The sequence below is a fragment of the Citrobacter sp. TBCP-5362 genome (assembly GCF_005406305.1).
Lineage (GTDB): Bacteria > Pseudomonadota > Gammaproteobacteria > Enterobacterales > Enterobacteriaceae > Citrobacter_B > Citrobacter_B koseri.
Map to the genome: position 1 here is coordinate 285,603 of NZ_CP040234.1, position 24,762 is coordinate 310,364.

Consider the following 24,762-nt stretch of genomic DNA (forward strand, 5'->3'; position numbering starts at 1 on the left):
CGAAGTGCCCGAAAAACCCTGGATGAGAATCCGGGGTTTTTTGTTTTCCAGGCCGAATAAGGCACCGCCGCCATCCGGCAAACAGGCCGACATAAATGCCCGATGGCGCTTCGCTTATCGGGCTACGGGGATAACGCTTTTTTTCTCCCCCACTCTGGCGAATTCTTCCCCCCTGGCAAACACTTACCGATGGGTTGTGCGCATCTTAGGGGGAGAAGGTGAAAAATAACGAACTGAATGAAAGACGGTTACAGGCGACGCCGCGCGGCATCGGGGTGATGTGCGGTTTCTATGCCGACAGAGCGGAAAATGCCACGCTGTGGGATATTGAAGGCAATGAGGTGATTGATTTCGCCGCCGGAATTGCCGTGTTGAACACCGGGCACCGTCATCCAAAAGTCATCGCGGCAATTGAAAAACAGCTCCAGTCATTTACCCATACCGCGTATCAAATCGTGCCTTATGCAAGCTACGTTACGCTTGCCGAGCGTATTAACAAGCGCGTGCCGGTCAACGGCCCGGCGAAAACGGCTTTCTTCTCTACCGGCGCGGAGGCGGTCGAAAACGCGGTGAAAATTGCGCGCGCCTGTACCCGACGACCGGGGCTGATTACCTTTGGCGGCGCGTTTCACGGGCGAACCTTTATGACGATGGCGCTCACCGGTAAGGTCGCGCCCTACAAAATTGGCTTTGGGCCGTTCCCGGGATCGGTCTATCACGCGCAATATCCGAATCCTTTGCATGGCGTTACCACGACGGATGCGCTGAACAGTCTCGAACGGATTTTTAAAGCCGATATTGCGCCGGACCAGGTGGCGGCCATTATCCTGGAACCGGTGCAGGGGGAAGGGGGCTTTAACGTCGCGCCAACGGATTTCATGCAGGCGCTGCGTACGTTATGCGATACCCACGGCATCTTGCTGATCGCCGATGAAGTGCAGACCGGTTTTGCCCGTACAGGCAAACTGTTTGCGATGGAACACCACGGCGTTCAGCCGGATCTCATCACGATGGCCAAAAGTCTGGCCGGCGGTATGCCGCTGTCGGCGGTATCCGGTCGCGCCGAGGTGATGGATGCGCCAGCGCCGGGCGGTCTTGGCGGCACCTACGCCGGAAACCCGCTGGCGGTGGCCGCCGCGCATGCGGTGCTTGATGTGATTGAAGAAGACGATCTCTGCACTCGCGCCACGCAGCTTGGTCAGCATCTGGTTGAGGTGTTGAACAAAGCGAAAGCCGCCTGCCCGTCCATTGCCGAGATCCGCGCGCAGGGCTCGATGGTGGCGGTAGAGTTTACCGATCCGCAAACCGGCCAGCCGTCCCCGGAATTTACCCGACAGGTGCAGGATCGCGCATTGCAGGAGGGTCTGCTGCTGCTCAGCTGTGGTGTTTACGGCAACGTGATCCGTTTCCTCTATCCGCTGACGATCCCCGATGCGCAGTTCCGTAAAGCGCTGGAGATCATTACGCGTTCGCTGACACGATAAACCGACGCCGCCCGTTGCGGCGGCGCCCCGTTTTGTCATCAACTTGTTATCTGACTGTCAAATTAGCTATTCCAAAATCATAAAAATCGGGTATGTTTTAGCAGAGTATGCTGCTAAAGCACGGGTGGCTTACCATTAATTGAAATAAAGTGCTGAACAACAACATCACAACATACGTAATAACCACAATAATGGGGATTCTCAGGATGAATATGAAGGGTAAAGCGTTATTGGCAGGATGTATCGCCCTGTCTTTGAGCAATATGGCGTTTGCTAAGGATATCAAAGTGGCCGTTGTCGGCGCGATGTCTGGCCCGGTAGCGCAGTACGGCGATCAGGAATTTACCGGCGCGGAGCAGGCGATTGCCGATATCAACGCGAAAGGCGGCATCAAGGGCGATAAGCTGGTTGCCGTGAAATATGATGATGCCTGCGACCCGAAACAAGCGGTAGCCGTAGCCAACAAAGTGGTCAACGACGGCATTAAATATGTTATCGGCCACCTGTGCTCCTCATCCACGCAGCCTGCGTCTGATATCTATGAAGACGAAGGCATTCTGATGATTACTCCGGCTGCGACCGCACCGGAACTGACCGCGCGTGGTTATCAGCTGATCCTGCGCACCACCGGTCTGGACTCCGATCAGGGGCCGACGGCGGCGAAATATATTCTGGAAAGCGTGAAGCCGCAGCGCATCGCCATTATTCACGATAAGCAGCAGTACGGTGAAGGCCTGGCGCGCGCGGTGCAGGATGGCCTGAAAAAAGGCAACGCCAACGTGGTGTTCTTCGACGGGATTACCGCCGGCGAGAAAGATTTCTCCACCCTGGTGGCGCGCCTGAAGAAAGAGAACATCGACTTTGTGTATTACGGCGGCTACCACCCTGAGATGGGGCAGATCCTGCGCCAGGCTCGCGCTGCTGGCCTGAAAACGAAGTTTATGGGGCCGGAAGGGGTAGCGAACGTGTCGCTGTCTAACATTGCCGGTGAGTCTGCCGAGGGGATGCTGGTCACCAAGCCGAAGAACTACGATCAGGTTCCGGCGAACAAACCGATCGTAGACGCGATCAAAGCGAAGAAACAGGACCCAAGCGGCGCGTTTGTGTGGACCACCTACGCGGCGTTGCAGTCATTGCAGGCAGGTCTGAATCAGTCCGACGATCCGGCTGAAATCGCCAAATACCTGAAAGCGAATACCGTGGAAACCGTTATGGGGCCGTTGTCCTGGGATGAGAAGGGCGATCTGAAAGGCTTTGAGTTCGGCGTCTTTACCTGGCATGCCGACGGTACGGCAACCGACGCCAGGTAATTGAGTGCCGGGTGGCGGCTTCGCCTTACCCCCTGGAAAATTGCGTGAGAGTTGCGAAACACGTAGGCCGGATAAGCGTTAGCGCCATCCGGCTTTTTTATTACCGTTTTTCCCAGCCGTCCGCCTGCGCCGTAAACCCTAATGCCTGCATAAACGCCGCCATTACGCCTCGCTCTTCGACGCCGACATCTGCCATCCACCAGGCTGAAACGCCCGGATTATTGCGGATCACCTCTTCCACCAGATACTGCCCCACGCCGCGACGACGCGTGATCTCGCGAACCCGCAATGAATCCAGCGCGCCTTGCGTACCGCTTAGCGTTACCCGCACAGCGCCCAACAGACGCTCGTTGAAACGCGCTGCGTAGATCCGGTGAGTATCATCTACGCTTAAAGACGAGGCGGAGTATTCCGGCCAGATTTTACCCAGATCGATGAGATCCTGGGCGCTAAAGTTTTCTAAACGAACGATGGTCAGCTTCATCGACAGCATGTCCAAATCACCAAAGAGAGAACCAGTGTACCGAAATAATGTGTTCCGACACTTTCTCTTTTTTATTTCATTTACCAGGCGATTAGTTTTTTGGCAACGATAAGTACAGTTTGAAACATCAGAGAATGAAAAACAGGCAGGATAATCCCCTGGAAGGCAGTGTTTTATTCCGCTCTTTGTACCGTTATTTTATGCTGACAAGCGCGCTTTTTTTTGTTTATCTATAGCTGAAATCAGAATATTATCTTTTCTTAATCGACTGAAAAATAGAGTGTTTACTCTTATTTTGCATAAAAAACCGTGCTAAACCATTAATGCAACAGGTAAAAATAGCATAGTTCAAAAAAAGCACAGTCTGCTTTTTAACCACATAAATACAAAATATATACACAAAATCATTCAAGGTGCATCAAGGCGGCAAGAGCGTGAATCCCCAGGTGCTTACATAAGTTAGTGACTGGGGTGAACGCACGTAGCCAACACCGGGGCAGCGTGAAGGATGAAGTGTAATAACGTCACGAATGGGGATTCAGTAAATGAAACGGAATGCGAAAACGATCATCGCAGGAGTGGTTGCACTGGCGATGTCGCATACGGCAATGGCGGACGATATTAAAGTCGCCGTTGTCGGGGCGATGTCCGGCCCGGTAGCGCAGTGGGGCGATATGGAATTTAACGGCGCGCGTCAGGCCATTAAAGACATCAACGCCAAAGGCGGCATCAAAGGCGATAAGCTGGTGGGCGTTGAGTATGACGACGCCTGTGACCCGAAACAGGCTGTCGCGGTGGCGAACAAAATCGTCAACGACGGCATTCAGTACGTTATCGGCCACCTGTGCTCCTCTTCCACACAGCCCGCGTCTGATATCTATGAAGATGAAGGCATCCTGATGATCTCCCCGGGCGCCACAAACCCGGAGCTGACGCAGCGCGGCTACGAACACATCATGCGTACGGCGGGCCTGGACTCCTCCCAGGGGCCAACGGCGGCGAAATATATTCTTGAGAAAGTGAAGCCGCAGCGTATCGCCATTATTCACGATAAGCAGCAGTACGGTGAAGGTCTGGCGCGTTCCGTACAGGACAGCCTGAAAGCGGGCAACGCCAATATCGTGTTCTTTGACGGGATTACCGCTGGCGAGAAAGACTTTTCCGCGCTGATTGCCCGCCTGCAAAAAGAGAATATCGACTTCGTTTATTACGGCGGTTACTACCCGGAAATGGGCCAGATGCTGCGCCAGGCGCGCGCTATCGGCCTGAAAACCCAGTTTATGGGACCAGAGGGCGTGGGCAATGCCTCACTGTCCAACATCGCTGGCGCGGCGGCAGAAGGCATGCTGGTGACGATGCCAAAACGCTATGACCAGGACCCGGCGAACAAAGGCATTGTCGATGCCCTTAAAGCCGACAAAAAAGATCCTACCGGCCCTTACGTGTGGATCACCTACGCTGCGGTGCAGTCGCTGGCAACCGCAATGGATCGTACCGGCAGCAAAGCGCCGCTCGATCTGGTGAAAGATCTGAAAGCACACGGGGCTGATACCGTGATTGGGCCGCTGAACTGGGATGAAAAAGGCGATCTGAAGGGATTTGAGTTTGGTGTCTTCCAGTGGCATGCCGACGGCTCATCGACCGTTGCCAAATAACGCCTGAAGACAAGTTATCCCTCCGCCCGCGCAAAACGGGCGGGTTGAGAAAGGTTACCTTATGTCCGAGCAGTTTCTCTATTTCTTGCAGCAGATGTTTAACGGCGTCACGCTGGGAAGCACCTATGCGCTGATCGCTATCGGCTATACGATGGTTTACGGCATTATCGGCATGATCAACTTCGCCCACGGCGAGGTCTATATGATCGGCAGCTATGTCTCTTTCATGATCATCGCCGCGCTCATGATGATGGGCATTGATACCAGCTGGCTGCTGGTCGCTGCCGGGTTCGTCGGGGCTATCATTATCGCCAGCGCCTATGGCTGGAGTATTGAACGGGTGGCCTATCGGCCAGTGCGCAGTTCCAAGCGACTGATTGCGCTCATCTCCGCGATCGGGATGTCTATTTTCCTGCAAAACTACGTCAGTCTTACCGAAGGTTCGCGTGACGTGGCGCTCCCCAGCCTGTTTAACGGCCAGTGGATTATCGGCAGCAGCGAGAACTTCGCCGCCAGCATTACCACCATGCAGTTGGTCATCTGGATTGTCACTTTCCTGGCGATGCTGGCGCTGACGCTGTTCATCCGTTACTCCCGTATGGGACGCGCCTGCCGCGCCTGTGCGGAAGACCTGAAAATGGCGAGTCTGCTGGGCATTAATACCGACCGCGTGATTGCGCTGACCTTTGTGATTGGCGCGGCGATGGCGGCGGTGGCGGGCGTGCTGCTCGGTCAGTTCTATGGCGTTATCAACCCGTATATTGGCTTTATGGCCGGGATGAAGGCCTTCACCGCTGCTGTGCTTGGCGGCATCGGCAGCATTCCTGGCGCGATGATTGGCGGCCTGATTCTGGGCGTCGCCGAAGCGCTCTCCTCTGCGTACCTGAGTACCGAATATAAAGATGTGGTGTCGTTTGCGCTGCTGATTCTGGTGCTGCTGGTCATGCCGACCGGTATCCTGGGCCGCCCGGAGGTAGAGAAAGTATGAAACCGATGCATTTTGCGATGGCGCTGCTCTCTGCCGCCATGTTCTTCGTACTGGCGGGCGTCTTTATGGGCGTTCAACTGGAACTCGATGGCACCAAACTGGTGGTGGGGAATGCTGCGGATATTCGCTGGCAGTGGGTGTTTATCGGTACTGCCGTGGTCTTTTTCTTCCAGTTGCTGCGACCGATTTTCCAGAAAAGCCTGAAGGGCATTTCCGGGCCTAAATTTGTTCTGCCAGCGATTGATGGCTCAACCGTGAAACAGAAGCTGTTCCTGATTGCGCTGCTGGTCATCGCCGTCGTGTGGCCGTTTATGGTGTCGCGCGGCACCGTTGATATCGCCACGCTGACCATGATTTACATCATCCTCGGTCTTGGGCTGAACGTGGTGGTGGGGCTGTCTGGTCTGCTGGTGCTGGGCTACGGCGGTTTCTACGCCATTGGCGCGTATACCTTCGCGTTGCTGAACCACTATTACGGTCTGGGGTTCTGGACCTGCCTGCCGCTGGCGGGGCTGGTTGCGGCGGCGGCGGGCTTCCTGCTTGGCTTCCCGGTATTGCGCCTGCGCGGCGACTACCTGGCGATAGTGACCTTAGGATTTGGCGAGATTGTGCGTATCCTGCTGCTCAATAACACCGAAGTGACCGGCGGGCCGAACGGTATCAGCCAGATCCCGAAACCGACGTTCTTCGGTCTGGAGTTCAGCCGTACCGCCCGTGAAGGCGGCTGGGATACCTTCAGTAACTTCTTCGGCGTGAAATACGATCCATCCGACCGCGTGATTTGGCTTTACCTGGTGGCGTTGCTGCTGGTCGTCTTCTCGCTGTTTGTGATCAACCGTCTGCTGCGTATGCCGCTGGGGCGGGCATGGGAAGCGCTGCGTGAAGATGAAATTGCCTGCCGTTCATTAGGCTTAAGCCCGACGCGCATCAAGCTGACGGCGTTTACCATCAGCGCCGCGTTTGCGGGGTTCGCCGGAACGCTGTTCGCCGCGCGCCAGGGCTTTGTCAGCCCGGAGTCGTTCACCTTTGCCGAATCCGCTTTTGTACTGGCGATTGTGGTGCTTGGCGGCATGGGTTCGCAGTTCGCGGTTATTCTCGCCGCTATCCTGCTGGTGGTATCGCGCGAGCTAATGCGTGACTTCAACGAATACAGCATGTTGATGCTCGGTGGTTTGATGGTACTGATGATGATCTGGCGTCCGCAGGGCTTGCTGCCGATGACCCGTCCGCAGTTGAAACTGAAAAACGGGGAAGCGAAAGGAGAGCAGGCATGAGTCAGCCATTATTATCCGTTAACGGCCTGATGATGCGCTTTGGCGGTCTGCTGGCGGTAAACAACGTTGAACTGGAGTTGCATCCACGCGAAATCGTCTCATTGATCGGGCCAAACGGCGCCGGGAAAACCACGGTCTTTAACTGCCTGACCGGTTTCTATAAACCGACCGGCGGCACCATTATGCTGCGCGATCAGCATCTGGAAGGGCTGCCGGGTCAGCAGATTGCCCGTATGGGCGTGGTGCGTACCTTCCAGCACGTCCGCCTGTTCCGTGAGATGACGGTGATTGAAAACCTGCTGGTGGCGCAACATCAGCAGTTGAAAACCGGCGTCTTTTCGGGTCTGTTGAAGACTCCGGCGTTCCGTCGGGCGCAGAGTGAAGCGCTCGATCGCGCCGCCACCTGGCTGGAGCGTATCGGCCTGCTGGAGCACGCCAATCGCCAGGCCAGCAACCTGGCCTACGGCGACCAGCGTCGTCTGGAGATCGCCCGCTGCATGGTGACGCAGCCGGAGATCCTGATGCTGGATGAACCGGCGGCGGGTCTGAACCCGAGAGAGACCAAAGAGCTGGACGAATTAATTGCGGAGCTGCGTAATCATCACAACACCACCATTCTGCTGATTGAGCATGATATGAAGCTGGTGATGGGGATTTCCGATCGCATTTACGTGGTGAACCAGGGAACGCCGCTGGCGAACGGGACGCCGGAAGAAGTTCGCAACAACCCGGACGTGATCCGCGCCTATTTAGGTGAAGCATAATGGTGGTGACGCATAAGATGGAAAAAGTCATGTTGTCCTTTGACAAAGTCAGTGCCCACTACGGCAAAATCCAGGCGCTGCACGAGGTGAGCCTGCATATTCGTCAGGGAGAAATCGTCACCCTGATTGGCGCCAACGGCGCGGGTAAAACCACGCTGCTCGGCACGTTATGCGGCGATCCGCGCGCCACCAGCGGTCGGATTGTGTTTGATGGCAAAGACATTACCGACTGGCAGACGGCGAAAATCATGCGTGAAGCGGTGGCGATTGTCCCGGAAGGGCGTCGCGTCTTTTCCCGTATGACGGTAGAAGAGAACCTGGCGATGGGCGGTTTTTTCGCCGAGCGCGACCAGTTTCAGGAGCGCATTAAGTGGGTTTACGCGCTGTTCCCGCGTTTGCATGAGCGTCGTATCCAGCGTGCGGGCACTATGTCCGGCGGTGAACAGCAGATGCTGGCGATTGGTCGTGCATTGATGAGCCAGCCGCGTTTGCTGCTGCTGGATGAACCGTCCCTGGGTCTGGCGCCGATCATTATCCAGCAGATTTTCGATACCATCGAACAGCTGCGCGAGCAGGGAATGACCATCTTCCTCGTCGAGCAGAACGCGAATCAGGCGCTGAAGCTGGCGGATCGCGGCTACGTGCTGGAAAACGGTCATGTGGTGCTGGAAGATACCGGCGATGCGTTGCTGGCCAACGAAGCGGTGCGCAGCGCATACCTCGGAGGCTAAACCGTCTGTGTGCCCGGTGGCGCGACGCTTACCGGGCCTACATATTATCTTCACCATTCCATCATCTTCTTATCATCCTGCTGACGTTTGGCTGTCATTTATTTGTAACTAAAAAGTTATTTTTCTGTCATTCGCGCATGTCATGTTACCTCGCGAGCATAAAACGCGTGATATCGCGCATCCGGCACAACAAGAGAGATAAGCGAATGACATCGTTACGACATACAGCGTTAGGACTGGCGTTAAGCCTGGCATTCGTGGGAAACGCCATGGCCGTTACCACCATTCCATTCTGGCATTCTATGGAAGGCGAGCTGGGGAAAGAGGTTGATTCTCTGGCGCAACGTTTCAATGCGGCCAATCCTGATTACAAGATTGTGCCGGTGTATAAGGGCAACTATGAACAGAGCCTGAGCGCGGGTATAGCCGCGTTTCGTACCGGCAACGCTCCGGCGCTGTTGCAGGTTTATGAAGTCGGCACTGCGACTATGATGGCGTCGAAAGCGATTAAACCGGTCTATGAAGTGTTCAGCGACGCGGGCATCAGTTTCGATGAGTCGCAGTTTGTACCGACGGTGTCCGGTTACTACACCGATTCCAAAAGCGGACATCTGTTGTCCCAGCCGTTTAACAGCTCCACGCCAGTGCTGTACTACAACAAAGACGCTTTCAAAAAAGCCGGTTTAGATCCAGAGCAGCCGCCGAAAACCTGGCAGGATCTGGCGGAGTACACCGCGAAGCTGAAGGCGGCGGGAATGAAGTGCGGCTACGCCAGCGGCTGGCAGGGCTGGATTCAGATTGAAAACTTCAGCGCCTGGCATGGTCTGCCGGTCGCCACCCAAAATAACGGCTTTGACGGTACTGACGCGGTGCTGGAATTTAACAAGCCGGAGCAGGTGAAACATATCGCGCTGCTGGAAGAACTGAACAAGAAGGGTGATTTCAGCTACTTCGGGCGTAAAGACGAATCCACTGAGAAGTTCTACAACGGCGATTGCGCCATCACCACCGCCTCTTCCGGTTCTCTGGCGGATATCCGCCACTACGCCAAATTTAATTACGGCGTAGGCATGATGCCTTATGACGCGGATGCCAAAGATGCGCCGCAAAACGCCATTATCGGCGGGGCGAGTCTGTGGGTGATGCAGGGTAAAGACAAAGAGACCTACACCGGCGTGGCGAAATTCCTCGACTTCCTGGCGAAGCCGGAAAATGCCGCTGAATGGCATCAGAAAACCGGCTATCTGCCGATCACCAAAGCGGCTTACGACCTGACCCGCGAGCAGGGATTCTATGACAAGAACCCCGGCGCGGATATTGCCACGCGCCAGATGCTGAACAAGCCGCCGTTGCCGTTCACCAAAGGTCTGCGTCTGGGCAACATGCCGCAGATCCGCACCATTGTGGATGAGGAGCTGGAAAGCGTGTGGACCGGGAAGAAATCCCCGCAGCAGGCGCTGGATGCCGCCGTTGAGCGTGGTAATCAGCTGCTGCGTCGCTTTGAGCAGTCAACGAAATCGTAACGCATGATATGCCCGGAGGCGCTGCGCTTACCGGGCCTACAAGACCGTAGGCCGGGTAAGGCGAAGCCGCCACCCGGCACTGTTCAGGAATCAAATCTTCATGTCATCATCCCGTCCGGTGTTTCGCTCGCGTTGGCTGCCGTATTTGCTGGTTGCGCCGCAACTGGCGATCACCGTCATTTTCTTTATCTGGCCTGCGGGCGAAGCGCTGTGGTATTCGCTGCAAAGCGTCGATCCGTTTGGGCTGTCCAGCCAGTTTGTCGGTCTGGATAACTTTGTCGCCTTATTCCATGACAGCTACTACCTCGACTCCTTCTGGACGACGATGAAATTCAGTGCGCTGGTGACGGTAAGCGGCCTGTTGGTCTCGCTGTTTTTCGCCGCGCTGGTGGATTACGTGGTACGCGCAAGCCGCCTGTATCAAACGCTGATGCTGCTGCCTTACGCCGTTGCTCCAGCGGTGGCCGCCGTACTGTGGATCTTCCTGTTCAACCCTGGGCGCGGGCTAATCACCCATTTTCTTGCCGGGTTCGGCTATGACTGGAACCATGCGCAACACAGCGGCCAGGCCATGTTTTTGGTGGTGTTCGCTTCAGTCTGGAAGCAGATTAGTTACAACTTCCTGTTCTTTTTTGCCGCGTTGCAATCCATTCCCCGCTCGCTGACGGAAGCGGCAGCGATTGATGGGGCGGGTCCAGTTCGGCGCTTCTTTAAACTTTCGCTACCGCTGATTGCGCCGGTGAGTTTCTTCCTGCTGGTGGTCAATCTGGTGTATGCCTTCTTCGACACCTTCCCGGTGATTGACGCCGCTACCGCAGGCGGACCAGTACAGGCGACGACCACGCTGATTTATAAGATTTACCGCGAAGGCTTTGCCGGGCTGGATCTCTCCGCCTCTGCCGCACAGTCGGTGGTGCTGATGTTCCTCGTCATCATTCTGACGGTTATCCAGTTCCGCTATGTGGAAAGTAAGGTGCGTTACCAATGATTGAGAACCGTCGCGGGCTGACGATATTCAGCCACACCATGTTGATTCTGGGGATTGTGGTGATCCTGTTTCCCTTGTACGTCGCCTTTGTGGCGGCGACGCTGGACAACAGCGCGGTGTTCGATACGCCGATGACGCTCATCCCCGGAACGCATCTGCTGGAAAACATGGCAACGATCTGGGTTAACGGCGTGGGCGTGAACAGCGCGCCGTTCTGGCTGATGATGCTTAACAGTTTCATCATGGCTTTTGGCATTACGGTGGGGAAAATTACCGTTTCTATGCTGTCAGCGTTTGCCATTGTCTGGTTTCGTTTTCCGCTGCGTAATCTGTTTTTCTGGATGATCTTTATCACCCTGATGCTGCCAGTTGAGGTGCGTATTTTCCCGACGGTGGAAGTGATTGCCAATCTGAAAATGCTCGACAGCTACGCGGGTCTGACCCTGCCGCTGATGGCCTCAGCGACTGCCACCTTTCTGTTTCGCCAGTTCTTTATGACGCTGCCGGACGAGCTGATTGAAGCGGCGCGCATCGACGGCGCTTCACCGATGCGCTTTTTCCGCGACATCGTGCTGCCGCTGTCGAAAACCAATCTCGCGGCGCTGTTCGTCATCACTTTCATCTACGGCTGGAACCAGTACCTGTGGCCGTTGCTGATTATTACCGACGTTGATCTCGGCACCGCCGTTGCGGGGATTAAAGGCATGATCGCCACCGGGGAAGGCACCACTCAGTGGAATCAGGTGATGGCGGCGATGCTGCTGACCCTGATTCCCCCCGTCGTTATCGTTTTAGCCATGCAGCGCGCGTTTGTACGCGGCCTGGTGGACAGTGAGAAGTAGGAAATTTTATGGCTGGTTTGAAATTACAGGCAGTAACCAAAAGCTGGGACGGCAAAACCCAGGTCATACAGCCGTTAACGCTGGATGTGGCGGATGGCGAGTTTATTGTGATGGTTGGGCCGTCCGGCTGCGGTAAATCGACGCTGCTGCGTATGGTGGCCGGGCTTGAGCGGGTAACGAGCGGCGATATCTGGATTGACCGCCAGCGCGTTACGGAGATGGAGCCGAAAGACAGGGGCATTGCGATGGTGTTCCAGAACTACGCGCTCTACCCACACATGAGCGTAGAGGAGAACATGGCGTGGGGGCTGAAGATTCGCGGCATGGGCAAAGGGCATATTGCTGAACGGGTGAAAGAGGCGGCGCGGATTCTGGAGCTGGACGGTTTGCTCAAACGCCGTCCACGCGAGCTTTCCGGCGGTCAGCGCCAGCGTGTGGCAATGGGGCGTGCGATTGTGCGCGATCCGGCCGTCTTCCTGTTTGACGAGCCGTTGTCCAACCTTGACGCTAAATTGCGCGTCCAGATGCGCCTTGAGTTACAACATCTGCATCGCCGCCTGAAAACCACCTCGCTGTACGTGACGCACGATCAGGTCGAAGCGATGACGCTCGCCCAGCGGGTGATGGTGATGAACAAAGGCGTGGCGGAGCAAATCGGTACGCCGGTAGAGGTGTATGAGAAGCCCGCCAGCCGCTTTGTGGCGAGCTTTATCGGCAGCCCGGCGATGAACCTGCTGGAGGGGCGCATCAGCGCCGCAGGCACCCATTTTGAGCTGGAGAGCGGGATGGCGCTGCCCGTTAACTGGAACTATCGTCGCTATGCCGGGCGGAAAATGACGCTGGGTATCCGTCCTGAGCATATTGCGCTAAGCTCGCAGGCGGAAGGCGGCGTACCGCTGGTGATGGACACGCTGGAGATGCTGGGGGCGGATAACCTGGCGCACGGACGCTGGGGCGATCAAAAAATGGTCGTGCGGCTGGCGCATCAGCAACGTCCGACGGCAGGCGGCACGCTATGGCTGCATTTGCCGGAAAATCATCTGCATCTTTTCGATGGCGAAACAGGACAACGAGTATGAGTAACTGGCCTTATCCCCACATCGTCGCGCATCGCGGCGGCGGAAAACTCGCACCGGAAAACACGCTGGCGGCGATTGACGTGGGGGCGCGGTGCGGACACACGATGATTGAGTTTGACGTGAAGCTGTCGAAAGACGGCGAGATCTTTCTGCTGCATGACGACAACCTGGAGCGCACCAGTAACGGCTGGGGCGTGGCGGGGGAAGTCAACTGGCAGGATCTGCTGCGCGTTGATGCCGGGAGCTGGTTTAGCGGCAAGTTTAAAGGCGAGCCGTTGCCGCTGTTGTCTCAGGTAGCGGAACGCTGCCGCGAGCACGGCATGATGGCGAATATTGAAATTAAACCGACGACCGGCACCGGGCCATTGACGGGGAGAGTGGTGGCGCTGGCGGCGCGGGAGCTGTGGTCTGGAATGACCGCGCCTTTGCTTTCATCGTTTGAAATTGATGCGCTGGAAGCGGCGCAACAGGCGGCGCCAGAGCTACCGCGCGGTTTACTGCTGGATGACTGGCGTGACGACTGGCATGCGCTGACGACCCGGCTGGGCTGCGTCTCTGTTCATCTCAACCATAAATTGCTCGATGAAGCGCGGGTAAAAGCGCTCAGGGCGGCGGGACTGCGCATTCTGGTTTACACCGTCAACAAACCCCAGCGCGCGGCGGAACTGCTGCGCTGGGGCGTGGACTGCATCTGTACCGATGCCATTGATGTGATTGGGCCGGATTTTACTGCGGCGAGTTATTGAGCATATCGCCACTCTGTCGCTGGGGCAGCAGATGTTGCTGACCGCTGCTCTGGCGGGTTCCACCGCTTAACATACCGCCATTGTTGTTTGGTAAAACCTGCTCACGCACCTGGCCCTGCTGGACCCGCTGCGCGTTATTGTTCATCTGCGTTTGCAGATGCTGTTGCTGAAGCTGGGTCTGCGTTTTTAACTGCTGGTTAAGCATTCCTTTCTGCTGGGTCTGCTGCGTCTGCATTTGGGTTTGCATCCGCTGTTGACTCGGGATCTGATACCCCGGCTGATTCGGGTTATTCATGGTGTTGATGGGCTGCGCAAAGCCGGAAAACGGCAGTAGCGCCGCTAAAATTAAGAGTCGTTTCATCGTCTTTCCTCCTCTGGGGGGATCTATTAAGTTTACTCCTTTCCCGCCGCAACGATGATTATTTCAGAGTTATGCACCAGGCTTAGTGGGGGGCTGACCCCGTATCTCTGGAGAATAACGATGATGAAACCGACGTTTTTGCGCCGGGTAGCCATTGCTGCTCTGCTCTCAGGAAGTTGTTTTAGTGTTGTTGCCGCGCCGCCTGCGCCACCTCCGGTGTCATACGGTGTTGAAGAGGATGTTTTCCACCCTGTTCGTGCGAAGCAGGGGATGGTGGCATCCGTGGATGCGATGGCGACCCAGGTTGGCGTCGATATCCTTAAGCAAGGGGGAAATGCCGTCGATGCGGCGGTTGCCGTTGGCTATGCGCTGGCGGTGACGCATCCGCAGGCAGGGAACCTCGGCGGCGGGGGTTTTATGCTGCTGCGCACCAAAGACGGGAACACTACGGCGATCGACTTCCGCGAAATGGCGCCAGCCAATGCCACCCGCGATATGTTCCTGGACGATCAGGGCAATCCTGACAGTAAAAAATCGCTGACGTCGCACCTGGCGACCGGTACGCCGGGCACTGTGGCCGGATTCTCGCTGGCGCTGGAGAAATACGGCACCCTGCCGCTCAACAAAGTGATACGCCCGGCGATGAAACTTGCGGATGAGGGATTCGTCGTCAACGATGCGCTGGCGGATGACCTGAAAACCTACGGTAGTGAGGTGCTGCCGAATTATGAAAACAGCAAGGCCATTTTCTGGAAAGACGGCGAACCGCTGAAGAAGGGCGACAAGCTGGAGCAGAAAAACCTGGCGAAAAGTCTGGAGATGATTGCTGAGAATGGCCCGGATGCCTTCTACAAAGGGGCAATAGCTGACCAGATCGCACAGGAGATGCAGAAGAACGGGGGGCTTATCACCAAAGAGGATCTGGCGGCTTACAAAGCGGTAGAACGCACGCCGATTAGCGGCGACTATCGCGGGTATCAGGTCTTTTCGATGCCGCCTCCGTCCTCCGGCGGCATTCATATCGTGCAGATCCTCAATATCCTTGAAAACTTCGACATGAAGAAATACGGGTTTGGCAGCGCCGATGCCATGCAGATAATGGCTGAAGCGGAGAAATATGCCTATGCCGATCGGTCGGAGTATCTCGGCGACCCGGATTTTGTGAAGGTGCCGTGGCAGGCGCTGACCAGTAAAGCGTATGCGAAATCCATCGCCGATCAGATAGATATCAATAAAGCCAAACCGTCCAGCGAGATTCGCCCCGGTAAACTGGCGCCGTACGAAAGCAATCAGACCACCCACTTCTCGGTGGTGGATAAAGACGGCAACGCGGTGGCCGTCACCTACACCCTGAACACCACGTTTGGTACCGGGATTGTGGCGGGAAACACCGGAATTCTGCTCAACAATGAGATGGATGACTTCTCCGCGAAACCTGGCGTACCAAACGTTTACGGTCTGGTGGGCGGCGATGCTAACGCCGTAGGGCCGAAGAAACGTCCGCTGTCGTCAATGTCGCCAACCATTGTGGTGAAAGATGGCAAAACCTGGCTGGTGACAGGCAGCCCTGGCGGTAGCCGGATTATTACCACCGTGCTGCAAATGGTGGTCAACAGCATCGATTTCGGGATGAATGTCGCTGAGGCGACCAACGCACCGCGTTTCCATCATCAGTGGCTGCCGGATGAGCTGCGCGTGGAAAAGGGCTTTAGCCCGGATACGCTGAAACTCCTGGAACAGCGTGGGCAAAAAGTCGCGCTGAAAGAAGCGATGGGCAGCACCCAGAGCATCATGGTCGGGCCGGATGGTTCGCTGTACGGCGCGTCTGACCCGCGCTCAGTCGATGATTTAACGGCGGGGTATTGAGGATAACGGCCCTCTTCGGTGGAAGGGGGCTTGACTTATTAGACATAATTTTGGGAAGGATTATAAAATTCAAGGCTAAAGAAGTTGTTGTTGATTTTTAAGGAAGTCAAAACCATTTTGGGAAACTCTGTAGCGTGGTCTTGATTTGTCCTTACCGTATACGACATCAACTAATCCGTGATTAACCAGAATAGTTACGATATTAGCAACGTTACTAAATCCAGGAATGTTTCTGGTAGTAAGGGTACGATCCAGAACCATCCAGTTCCAGTTAATGTCTTTTTCTGCCATAACTTTCAATACGTTAAACTCAATTATAGTTATTGTCATATATAACTATTTGATTTTTATTTATTGCTCTTTACCTTTTTAAAGGTGTTTTTTTGTGATGCATTAGATAATTCCTAATGATTCTGGAAGGTTTCTAACATATTCTGCTTTATCACTTGTATATTTTTTTGATAAATTTTTAAATATATTAGCCATGTTGTCTCTATCTTCATGGTTTAAGGATTGCAGTTCAGCTGAAATACCTTCCATTGCTTCTACAGCGCAGTCAGGATCAAGCAAATCAGGGCTGGTAAACTCCAAAAATATAGCCAGATCGACAATGATTTTTGCAAGTTTCACTTCACTGTTCTTTAACAATTTTCACCTCTATATTTTTGATTCCCAATTCATCAAACATCTTTTGTGCGCGACTTGCTTGAGTTTGATTTGGTACTTCCCAACGTCCTGTCATTTTGTTATTGTTCAATGCCTCGGACTGTCTTATTGCTTGATCTTTAGCTTTTTGAGTCGTAACTACAGATATCTTCCTGTCTATCATTACATTTCCATCAACTCCATCAAAGCGAACCTGCCTGCTATTATTTTTTGTATCGGTTCTATCTATGGTTGGTGCTTGACCTTTTTGAGTATTAATGTTTGAACGAGCACCAGTAGCTGAATCGTTATAATTTCTTGCTCTTTGACTCATTTCTGCATTTTCATCAACCCATTTAACCTTTTTTAATTCCTCTAACTGCCTTAGGTTGGGTTGTTTTCTTGCAAAGAGTATAGATGCAGCAGCAATACCCAGTCCAATTGTTTTTTCATTAAGCACCTGCTCGTAACCAGCAGGTGCATCGCCACCTAATTTATCCGCAGTGGCCCTGAACCCCTCTATATTCCCATTGTAAACGCCGCCTGCGGCAAGCAGTCGGCCGACAGCTTTACTGTTGAGGGTTTTCAATCCCGGATTGACCGGGGGGATAAACAGGCGGTTGTAGTTCTCGGGCAACGCCAGGTAGCTAAACTCAGTGTCGGCAATAAGGTGTTTGCAGAGGATATATTCATAGCTGATGGTTATTGTTTCTGTATCTAAATTATTTTCGCTGAATTGGTGTTGAATACCTGATAGAAATGCTCCCCGCAGTTGAATATAATAATACTTCTCCCATCTACCGAATCTATTGATGCGGTAGAAATAAAACTCCATATACAACTGCTCGTTGTTGTTAATAGCATTAACAAACAACGGCGTGCTTTTATCGATCAGTTTACAAAATCGCAGTCCGTGCAAATGAGAACCTTTACCAGTACTGGTTATGCTATTCGAGAGTGAAAATACGAAAATTTCATCCTCGTGTCCGGTTTGCCAGCGGTTGCCCACTGAGGCTATCGTTCCACATCCGGCAGAAATAGCGCCCTGCTGTTGTCCTGAAACCGTCAGGTAGACGATATCACTCATTCCATTCAAATCCTTCTGTTACGTGCTGTCGTAAATAATGGCGTCGCTTGCTCCTTATCCATTTCTTTATTTACGCCTGATGACGTCGTTCGTATACAGAAGAAACGAAAACTTTCACTTTTAGACTAATGCTTTGAGGGTAATCTTATTGGATGTGATATGCAGGATAAATATATCTGTATATATGATAAATTGTGGTGATTAGTATGGGATTTTCCTGGGGTTATTATTGCAATACTGGAGGGGACTTATCGGGTCGTTCTAACTGCTGGCTCACTTTCGCTGGTGCAATCCGAATCGGTGTTCTGAACGGTTGCTATGGTGAGTTGCAGTCAGAACTAATATTATAAATTCTCTTTTTTTAGTCGCCTGTATCCTTGTTCAGAGACGTGGTAGTGAGGCATGGACTTATGCCCGCTATCTTCAATATTTACCAGACCCTCGCTAGCCAATTTATTCACAATATTAACGACATTGCTGAACCCCGGGATTATTTTCATGGAAAGCGTGCGATCCAGATTCATCCAGTTCCAGTTAATATCTTTTTCGGCCATAACTTTTAGTACGTTAAGTTCAGTTTCAGTTATCATAGTTAATTGTATCCGGGTAAGCTTAGCTTCGTGCTTTTTTGCTCTCTTCGTAGTCTTTTAAATATTTCTCCAGCGGCCAGGTAGTACCTAAATCAAAGATTTCACCGCTATCTTTATCGATGATGAAAGGAGTGTTTCCTGCCAGACGGGAAGCGTTGTCTCCGGTTTTGAGATACTCCATTGATTCGAAACAAAAAAACCAACCTTCTGTAAATCTTCCGTGGAGTGTGATGACGACAGGGGCATCTGTATCGTGAAGATACTTATTGGCTTTGTTTATGGCTTCTTTGTAAGTGATCATTAGCATTCCCCTTAAAGCGCATAACTTTATTATCTGGATTTCTACTTTTTCCGCTCAAGCCCAATATATTCTACAAAACCTTCTCCTGAATAAATATTCATTCTTATTCTAAGTATGTCTATTGTATCTTTTGCTCGCTCTTTAGGAATGAACAGCACAAAAACTCTGTCGTCACCATCAATAATTACTCCTGAAGCCAATTGTGAAAATATATTGTCTGGCAATATATAATCACCCAATGTCTTTCTGCTAATTTCTTTTGCTTTTTGTTCTAAAATGTCTAAAGGTATTTTTTTCATTCTATGGTCTCCATTCTGGGCTAATTAAATCGCCATCAGGTGAAAAGTTGAACCTGCGTCCATAAGGATCAGATATAGAACTCTTACTATTCAAATTGTGATCCTTAAATATCTTCAAAATCGCTCTATCACCAAGAGAAGATCTTAATGTTCCATCTGGATGAACATGGCTGGACCATCGCCAACCTTTAGCAGCAAGCTCTTCAGCTTCAACAATGCCTATTGGTACTCCGGTTGCATTTCCGCGAATAATCAATCTTCTACCACCTGTTGTAAACATTGCAAACTCGTCGCCTGTAGCTGCACTAAGCGCTGCTAAATCATTCTGCCCAAAGCCTTTGGTTACAATAATTCTTGAGCCCATTTTGGGCAATTGTGTCAGCGTTTTTGTTTGTGCAACACTCAAGTCTTCAGCACCAGCGGCAATTGCGCGGTAATTTTGTCCTGTTGTTGCAATGGTAGTGGTGTCAATGCTATCTGGAACTGATAGTGTCTTCCAGACTTTTGCCTGTCCGAACTTTTCCACCTCCGAAGCTAATCCTAACCGCCCCATACCAAAGACAGAAGCGATTGATGCTAAGGCTATTATGGTTCCTTTCGTTTGATCATTCAGGACGTGATCATATCCCTTAATCGCATCTCCTCCCAACTTTTCTGCCGTTTCCCTGAAACCTTCGATATTCCCGTTGTAGATACCTCCGGCGGCAAGCAATCTGCCAACCCCTTTGCTGTTTAACGTTTTGAGGCTATTATCTGCGGGTGTTTTTGGACGGGGGATAAATAGACGGTTGTAGTTCTCGGGCAAGGCCAGGTAGCTAAACTCAGTGTTGGCAATAAGGTGTTTGCAGAGGATATATTCATAGCTGATGGTTATTGTTTCTGTATCTAAATTATTTTCGCTGAATTGGTGTTGAATACCTGATAGAAATGCTCCCCGCAGTTGAATATAATAATACTTCTCCCATCTACCGAATCTATTGATGCGGTAGAAATAAAAATCCATATACAACTGCTCGTTGTTGTTAATAGCATTAACAAACAACGGTGTACTTTTATCGATCAGTTTACAAAATCGCAATCCGTGTAAATGAGAACCTTTACCAGTACTGGTTATGCTATTCGAGAGTGAAAATACGAAAATTTCATCCTCGTGTCCGGTTTGCCAGCGGTTGCCCACTGAGGCTATCGTTCCACATCCATCGGAAATAGCACCTTACAGCTCCCCTGCAATTGTCAGGTAGACAATATTTCCCATTATTATCTTATCCTTTAATAACGGCATGCTAAATGTATTAGCCGTGAATCCTTTCTTTATTATCTGTTTACGCTCTATTCTCAGATTCGTATACAGAGTTAATAAATGTTTTCACTTTAGCCAAATATTATTGAGGATATTCTGAATTGGGCAGGACTACTTTTAATTACGGGATATTCCCCTCTCCTGGAGAGAGGGGAGGCGAAAATTACTTCACCCGCGCCATAAAGTATGCGTCGACATACTCACCGTTACGCAGTGCGTACTTCTTGCCGGTGCCTTCAATCTCAAAACCATGCTTCTTGTAGACCGCCACGGCGGGTTCATTATCGACAAATACCGTTAGCTCAATACGCTCCACGCGCAGCCAGTTATCGCACATGTCGATCATGGTACGGAGCAGCGCGCTGGCGACCCCACGGTTTTGCCACCGCGCATCAACACTGATGCCAAAATCGGCGACATGGCTGCGGCGCGGACGCTGGATGACCGCAATGGTGAGATGTCCAACGACAGTATCGTCAATACAGGCGACCAGCTGTTTGATGCCGGGCTGGTCGGCTAGCCGCTCCTGCCACATCGCACTGGAAGGATGAGGAACCTGTAGCGTGTTGTGATACACCTCCGGCTGGGCATGGATCTGACGAATTGCGTCGTAATCTTTTGATTCCGCGTGGCGTATCACTATCTCGCTCATTTCTGTGTCCTTAGCAGGTTAAAAGTCCTTTTAAACATCATTGACTTTAAAAACGGAGTCAACTGCATTTTTTTGCAAAAAGTATTGGACAAGTGCGAATGAGAATGATTATTATTGCTCTGCGTTCAGGGAGACCCTTGCGGAGAACCTGAAAGCACGACATTGCTCACATTGCTTCCAGTATTACTTTAGCCAGCCGGGTGCTGGCTTTTTTTTTGAGCTGGGTGTTCGGCCTGGCTTACTTGTCATTTTGTCCCCGGGAAGTGCTCGTGCTCCTCACGTACATTTAGTACGCTCCGGGCCCTGCGCGCTTGCCGTGAACAAACTGACCGCGACGCCGACGACCGATCTTGAGGCTTCTTCTTTTGTAGGCCGGATAAGGCAAAGCCGTCATCCGGCAATGGTTCTTGTGACGCCGGATGGCGCTTATGCTTATCCGGCCTACGATCGTTTCACCGCTATTTCCCACATGTTGTTTGCGCTATGGTGTATGCAATCACCTTTCAAAAAGGACACTCCCATGACCTTACACTGCGCATTTATTGGATTTGGTAAAAGCACCACCCGCTACCATCTGCCGTATGTTCTTAACCGTAAAGGCAGCTGGCATGTTGCGCATATCTTCCGCCGTCGCGCGAAGCCGGAAGAGCAGGCGCCGATCTACTCGCATATTCACTTCACCAGCGATCTTGATGAAGTGCTGAACGATCCGCAGGTAAAACTGGTGATCGTCTGTACCCATGCGGACAGCCATTTTGACTACGCCCGGCGCGCGCTGGAGGCGGGAAAAAACGTGCTGGTGGAAAAACCGTTTACGCCAACGCTTGCCGAGGCGAAAGTGTTGTTCGAACTGGCGCGGAGCAAAGGGCTGACCGTCACGCCGTACCAGAACCGCCGCTTTGACTCCTGTTTCCTGACTGCCAAAAAAGCGATTGAGAGCGGCAAACTGGGCGAGATTGTTGAAGTTGAAAGCCACTTTGATTACTACCGACCGGTTGCGGAAACCAAACCTGGCCTGCCACAGGACGGCGCGTTTTATGGCCTCGGCGTGCATACGATGGATCAAATTATTTCGCTGTTCGGACGCCCGGACCATGTGGCCTATGACATCCGCAGCCTGCGCAATAAAGCCAACCCGGATGATACGTTCGAAGCGCAGTTGTTTTACGGCGATCTGAAAGCCATCGTTAAAACCAGCCATTTAGTGAAGATCGATTACCCGAAATTTATCGTTCATGGCACCAGAGGCTCGTTTGTGAAGTACGGCATCGACCAGCAGGAAACCAGTCTGAAGGCCAATATTATGCCCGGCGAACCGGGGTTTGCGGCGGATGATTCTGTCGGCCTGCTGGAATACGTTAATGACGAAGGCGTGACGGTGAAAGAAGAGATGAAACCGGAGGTCGGCGACTATGGTCGCGTTTATGACGCCCTGTTCGAGACCCTCACGCATGGCGTGCCAAATTACGTCAAGGAATCTGACGTTCTCACCAACCTTGAGATCCTTGAGCGGGCGTTTGAACAGGCGTCTCCGGCCACAGTAACCCTTGCGAAATAAACAAAATCAACGCTTCTGGGCTTGTTCATAATTTTTGAACAGAGGAGTCAATTTTCACCCTCTATGATCCCGTCTGGTTTGGGTTCACACTTACTCCATCGAAAACATCTGGGGGGTGAATACAATGATCTACTTACGCAAAGCAAACGACCGTGGTCATGCGAATCATGGCTGGCTGGATTCCTGGCATACTTTCTCTTTTGCAAACTACTATGACCCTAACTTTATGGGCTTCTCGGCACTGCGCGTGATTAACGATGACGTTATTGAAGCAGGACAGGGCTTTGGGACGCACCCGCATAAAGATATGGAAATCCTGACCTATGTGCTGGAAGGCGCAGTGGAACACCAGGACAGCATGGGTAACAAAGAGCAGGTTCCTGCCGGTGAGTTCCAGATAATGAGCGCCGGGACGGGCATTCGTCACTCGGAATACAACCCGAGCAATACCGACCGCCTGCGTTTGTATCAGATTTGGATCATGCCGCAGGAAAACGGGATTACGCCGCGTTACGAGCAGCGTCGTTTTGACGCCGTACAGGGCAAACAGCTGGTGCTGTCGCCGGATGCGCGCGACGGTTCGCTGAAAGTGAATCAGGATATGGAGCTGTACCGTTGGGCGCTGCTGAAAGACGAACAGTCGGTACACCAGATCTCCGCCGAACGCCGCATCTGGATTCAGGTGGTGAAAGGTAACGTCACCATTAACGGCACCAAAGCGTCTACCAGCGACGGTCTGGCGATTTGGGATGAGCAGGCGATCTCCATCCATGCCGACAGCGATAGCGAAGTGTTGTTGTTCGACCTGCCGCCAGTATAAAAATACACGTCATCCTTCAAGCCGCATCTTTGTTGGCTTCCTGGCTCACCCCGGTCGCGTACTCGATGTACGCTTCCGGGGATTTAATGAGGGACATCCTTGTCCCTCACCAGAGGCAACCTTCGGTTGTTCAAATTCGTTCCTGACGAATTTGTCACTGCGTCGCCGCCTTGATGCAACTCGAATGATTTAGTGTATTTCTCACAATACAAAAACAACCTTAGTTTTCTCTGCGAAGGTTCATGCACGTCCGTGGTAAACTGGGGAAATCTATCCCTTTTATGCCTTTCAGGACGATGAAAAAGAAAAGACCCGTACTTCAGGATGTGGCTGACCGCGTAGGCGTGACCAAAATGACGGTCAGCCGTTTTCTGCGTAACCCGGAGCAGGTCTCCGTCGCGCTGCGGGGCAAGATCGCTGCTGCACTTGATGAACTGGGTTACATTCCCAATCGTGCTCCCGATATTCTTTCTAACGCGACCAGCCGTGCGGTGGGCGTTCTGCTGCCGTCGTTAACCAACCAGGTTTTCGCCGAGGTGTTACGCGGAATTGAGACCGTCACCGATGCCCACGGCTATCAGACGATGCTGGCGCACTACGGCTATAAGCCGGAAATGGAACAGGAACGTCTGGAGTCGATGCTGTCATGGAACATTGACGGGCTAATCCTCACTGAACGTACCCATACGCCGCGCACGCTCAAAATGATTGAAGTCGCGGGCATTCCGGTGGTGGAGCTGATGGACAGCAAATCACCATGCCTCGATATCGCCGTCGGTTTTGACAACTTTGAAGCCGCTCGTCAGATGACCGCCGCGATTATCGCGCGCGGCCATCGTCATATCGCCTATCTGGGGGCGCGCCTCGACGAACGTACTATCATCAAACAGAAGGGCTATGAACAGGCCATGCTGGACGCCGGACTGGTGCCCTACAGCGTGATGGTGGAGCAATCGTCGTCTTACTCTTCCGGGATTGAGCTGATCCGCCAGGCAAGACGTGAATACCCACAACTGGACGGTATTTTCTGTACCAACGATGACCTTGCCGTCGGGGCGGCGTTCGAATGCCAGCGTTTAGGGCTCAAAATTCCTGATGATATGGCGATTGCCGGTTTCCACGGCCACGACATTGGTCAGGTGATGGAACCGCGTCTGGCCAGCGTACTCACGCCGCGTGAGCGGATGGGCAGTATCGGCGCAGAGCGCCTGCTGGCGCGCATACGCGGTGAAGCGGTGACGCCTAAAATGTTAGATTTAGGTTTCACCTTGTCACCGGGTGGATCTATTTAGTCCAACAAATTTGAAGTAGCTCACACTTATTCACTTCTGCCACGAATGGATATTGCTTCTATTCTGGTCCGGCCGGACAATGTTACCGATAACAGTTACCCGTAACAATTCCTGATCCTTGTA

At 52.7% G+C, this 24,762-nt stretch carries 26 protein-coding genes; 16 read left to right on the forward strand and 10 right to left on the reverse strand.

The window, feature by feature from the left end:
- Positions 1–218 precede the first annotated feature (218 nt).
- Positions 219–1,484 (forward strand): 4-aminobutyrate--2-oxoglutarate transaminase, encoded by a 1,266-nt coding sequence (locus FD428_RS01320; RefSeq protein WP_114848073.1) that lies wholly within the window; start codon positions 219–221, stop codon positions 1,482–1,484.
- A gap of 206 nt (positions 1,485–1,690) precedes the next feature.
- Positions 1,691–2,794, forward strand: coding sequence for a branched chain amino acid ABC transporter substrate-binding protein LivJ (gene livJ, locus FD428_RS01325; RefSeq protein WP_024131030.1), 1,104 nt, complete (start codon positions 1,691–1,693; stop codon positions 2,792–2,794).
- A 100-nt stretch (positions 2,795–2,894) separates the two neighbouring features.
- On the opposite strand, the gene panM is transcribed toward livJ, so the two are convergent.
- Positions 2,895–3,278: an aspartate 1-decarboxylase autocleavage activator PanM gene (panM, locus tag FD428_RS01330; protein WP_024131029.1), complete on the reverse strand. Its 384-nt coding sequence runs from the start codon at positions 3,276–3,278 to the stop codon at positions 2,895–2,897.
- 545 nt (positions 3,279–3,823) lie between these two features.
- Here panM and livK point away from each other — a divergent pair.
- The 10 genes from livK (at position 3,824) to ugpQ (ending at position 13,868) form a co-directional block, all read left to right on the forward strand.
- The gene (livK, locus tag FD428_RS01335; RefSeq protein ID WP_012135565.1) at positions 3,824–4,933 is read left to right on the forward strand and encodes a high-affinity branched-chain amino acid ABC transporter substrate-binding protein LivK; all 1,110 of its coding nucleotides are present in this window, start codon (positions 3,824–3,826) and stop codon (positions 4,931–4,933) included.
- 61 nt (positions 4,934–4,994) lie between these two features.
- Complete coding sequence (livH, locus tag FD428_RS01340; protein WP_012135564.1) at positions 4,995–5,921, forward strand: high-affinity branched-chain amino acid ABC transporter permease LivH; 927 nt, start codon at positions 4,995–4,997, stop codon at positions 5,919–5,921.
- Positions 5,918–7,195 carry a branched chain amino acid ABC transporter permease LivM gene (gene livM, locus FD428_RS01345; RefSeq protein WP_114848072.1) on the forward strand — a complete coding sequence of 426 codons (1,278 nt, stop codon included), beginning with the start codon at positions 5,918–5,920 and terminating at the stop codon, positions 7,193–7,195. The genes livH and livM overlap by 4 nt, the downstream gene beginning before the upstream one ends.
- Complete coding sequence (gene livG / locus FD428_RS01350; RefSeq protein WP_110493706.1) at positions 7,192–7,959, forward strand: high-affinity branched-chain amino acid ABC transporter ATP-binding protein LivG; 768 nt, start codon at positions 7,192–7,194, stop codon at positions 7,957–7,959. The genes livM and livG overlap by 4 nt, the downstream gene beginning before the upstream one ends.
- A 17-nt stretch (positions 7,960–7,976) precedes the next feature.
- Complete coding sequence (gene livF / locus FD428_RS01355; protein WP_047463875.1) at positions 7,977–8,690, forward strand: high-affinity branched-chain amino acid ABC transporter ATP-binding protein LivF; 714 nt, start codon at positions 7,977–7,979, stop codon at positions 8,688–8,690.
- Positions 8,691–8,896: 206 nt separating this feature from the next.
- Positions 8,897–10,213, forward strand: coding sequence for a sn-glycerol-3-phosphate ABC transporter substrate-binding protein UgpB (gene ugpB / locus FD428_RS01360; protein WP_024131025.1), 1,317 nt, complete (start codon positions 8,897–8,899; stop codon positions 10,211–10,213).
- 100 nt (positions 10,214–10,313) lie between these two features.
- Positions 10,314–11,201, forward strand: a complete 888-nt coding sequence (gene ugpA / locus FD428_RS01365) for a sn-glycerol-3-phosphate ABC transporter permease UgpA (RefSeq protein ID WP_024131024.1) — start codon at positions 10,314–10,316, stop codon at positions 11,199–11,201.
- Positions 11,198–12,043 (forward strand): sn-glycerol-3-phosphate ABC transporter permease UgpE, encoded by an 846-nt coding sequence (ugpE, locus tag FD428_RS01370; RefSeq protein WP_047460601.1) that lies wholly within the window; start codon positions 11,198–11,200, stop codon positions 12,041–12,043. Before ugpA ends, ugpE begins: the two co-directional genes overlap by 4 nt.
- A gap of 8 nt (positions 12,044–12,051) precedes the next feature.
- The gene (locus tag FD428_RS01375) at positions 12,052–13,122 is read left to right on the forward strand and encodes a sn-glycerol-3-phosphate import ATP-binding protein UgpC (RefSeq protein WP_012135556.1); all 1,071 of its coding nucleotides are present in this window, start codon (positions 12,052–12,054) and stop codon (positions 13,120–13,122) included.
- On the forward strand, positions 13,119–13,868 hold the full coding sequence (gene ugpQ / locus FD428_RS01380) for a glycerophosphodiester phosphodiesterase (RefSeq protein ID WP_114848071.1): 750 nt from the start codon (positions 13,119–13,121) through the stop codon (positions 13,866–13,868). The genes FD428_RS01375 and ugpQ overlap by 4 nt, the downstream gene beginning before the upstream one ends.
- Here the strand turns inward: ugpQ and FD428_RS01385 are convergent.
- Positions 13,849–14,229 carry a DUF2756 family protein gene (locus FD428_RS01385; protein WP_012135554.1) on the reverse strand — a complete coding sequence of 127 codons (381 nt, stop codon included), beginning with the start codon at positions 14,227–14,229 and terminating at the stop codon, positions 13,849–13,851. The genes ugpQ and FD428_RS01385 overlap by 20 nt on opposite strands.
- A 120-nt stretch (positions 14,230–14,349) precedes the next feature.
- Between FD428_RS01385 and ggt the strand changes: the two genes are divergently transcribed.
- Positions 14,350–16,095, forward strand: a complete 1,746-nt coding sequence (ggt, locus tag FD428_RS01390) for a gamma-glutamyltransferase (protein ID WP_114848070.1) — start codon at positions 14,350–14,352, stop codon at positions 16,093–16,095.
- A gap of 75 nt (positions 16,096–16,170) precedes the next feature.
- On the opposite strand, the gene FD428_RS21775 is transcribed toward ggt, so the two are convergent.
- The 8 genes from FD428_RS21775 to yhhY all read right to left on the reverse strand — a co-directional run bounded on the left by FD428_RS21775 (position 16,171) and on the right by yhhY (position 20,969).
- A complete protein-coding gene (locus FD428_RS21775) occupies positions 16,171–16,425 on the reverse strand; it encodes a hypothetical protein (RefSeq protein WP_058668217.1) in 255 nt (84 codons plus the stop codon).
- Between the two features lie 63 nt (positions 16,426–16,488).
- Positions 16,489–16,725 carry a hypothetical protein gene (locus FD428_RS01400; RefSeq protein WP_223849110.1) on the reverse strand — a complete coding sequence of 79 codons (237 nt, stop codon included), beginning with the start codon at positions 16,723–16,725 and terminating at the stop codon, positions 16,489–16,491.
- Position 16,726: 1 nt separating this feature from the next.
- Entirely contained in the window at positions 16,727–17,827 is a 1,101-nt protein-coding gene (gene tssD, locus FD428_RS21780) for a type VI secretion system tube protein TssD (protein ID WP_223849109.1), read from the reverse strand.
- A 344-nt stretch (positions 17,828–18,171) separates the two neighbouring features.
- Positions 18,172–18,417, reverse strand: a complete 246-nt coding sequence (locus tag FD428_RS01410) for a MarR family transcriptional regulator (RefSeq protein ID WP_114848069.1) — start codon at positions 18,415–18,417, stop codon at positions 18,172–18,174.
- Positions 18,418–18,439: 22 nt separating this feature from the next.
- Positions 18,440–18,718, reverse strand: coding sequence for a YrhB domain-containing protein (locus FD428_RS01415; protein ID WP_114848068.1), 279 nt, complete (start codon positions 18,716–18,718; stop codon positions 18,440–18,442).
- Positions 18,719–18,759: 41 nt separating this feature from the next.
- The gene (locus tag FD428_RS01420) at positions 18,760–19,017 is read right to left on the reverse strand and encodes a hypothetical protein (RefSeq protein ID WP_114848067.1); all 258 of its coding nucleotides are present in this window, start codon (positions 19,015–19,017) and stop codon (positions 18,760–18,762) included.
- 1 nt (position 19,018) lies between these two features.
- Positions 19,019–20,224: a type VI secretion system tube protein TssD gene (gene tssD / locus FD428_RS01425; RefSeq protein ID WP_223849127.1), complete on the reverse strand. Its 1,206-nt coding sequence runs from the start codon at positions 20,222–20,224 to the stop codon at positions 19,019–19,021.
- A 256-nt stretch (positions 20,225–20,480) separates the two neighbouring features.
- Positions 20,481–20,969 carry an N-acetyltransferase gene (gene yhhY, locus FD428_RS01430; protein ID WP_114848066.1) on the reverse strand — a complete coding sequence of 163 codons (489 nt, stop codon included), beginning with the start codon at positions 20,967–20,969 and terminating at the stop codon, positions 20,481–20,483.
- 520 nt (positions 20,970–21,489) lie between these two features.
- On the opposite strand from yhhY, the gene FD428_RS01435 reads away from it, so the two are divergent.
- The 3 genes from FD428_RS01435 (at position 21,490) to gntR (ending at position 24,639) form a co-directional block, all read left to right on the forward strand.
- Positions 21,490–22,527 carry an oxidoreductase gene (locus tag FD428_RS01435; protein WP_114848152.1) on the forward strand — a complete coding sequence of 346 codons (1,038 nt, stop codon included), beginning with the start codon at positions 21,490–21,492 and terminating at the stop codon, positions 22,525–22,527.
- A 124-nt stretch (positions 22,528–22,651) separates the two neighbouring features.
- Positions 22,652–23,347, forward strand: coding sequence for a quercetin 2,3-dioxygenase (gene yhhW / locus FD428_RS01440; RefSeq protein WP_012135544.1), 696 nt, complete (start codon positions 22,652–22,654; stop codon positions 23,345–23,347).
- Between the two features lie 296 nt (positions 23,348–23,643).
- Positions 23,644–24,639, forward strand: coding sequence for a gluconate operon transcriptional repressor GntR (gene gntR, locus FD428_RS01445; protein ID WP_024131020.1), 996 nt, complete (start codon positions 23,644–23,646; stop codon positions 24,637–24,639).
- Positions 24,640–24,762 lie beyond the last annotated feature (123 nt).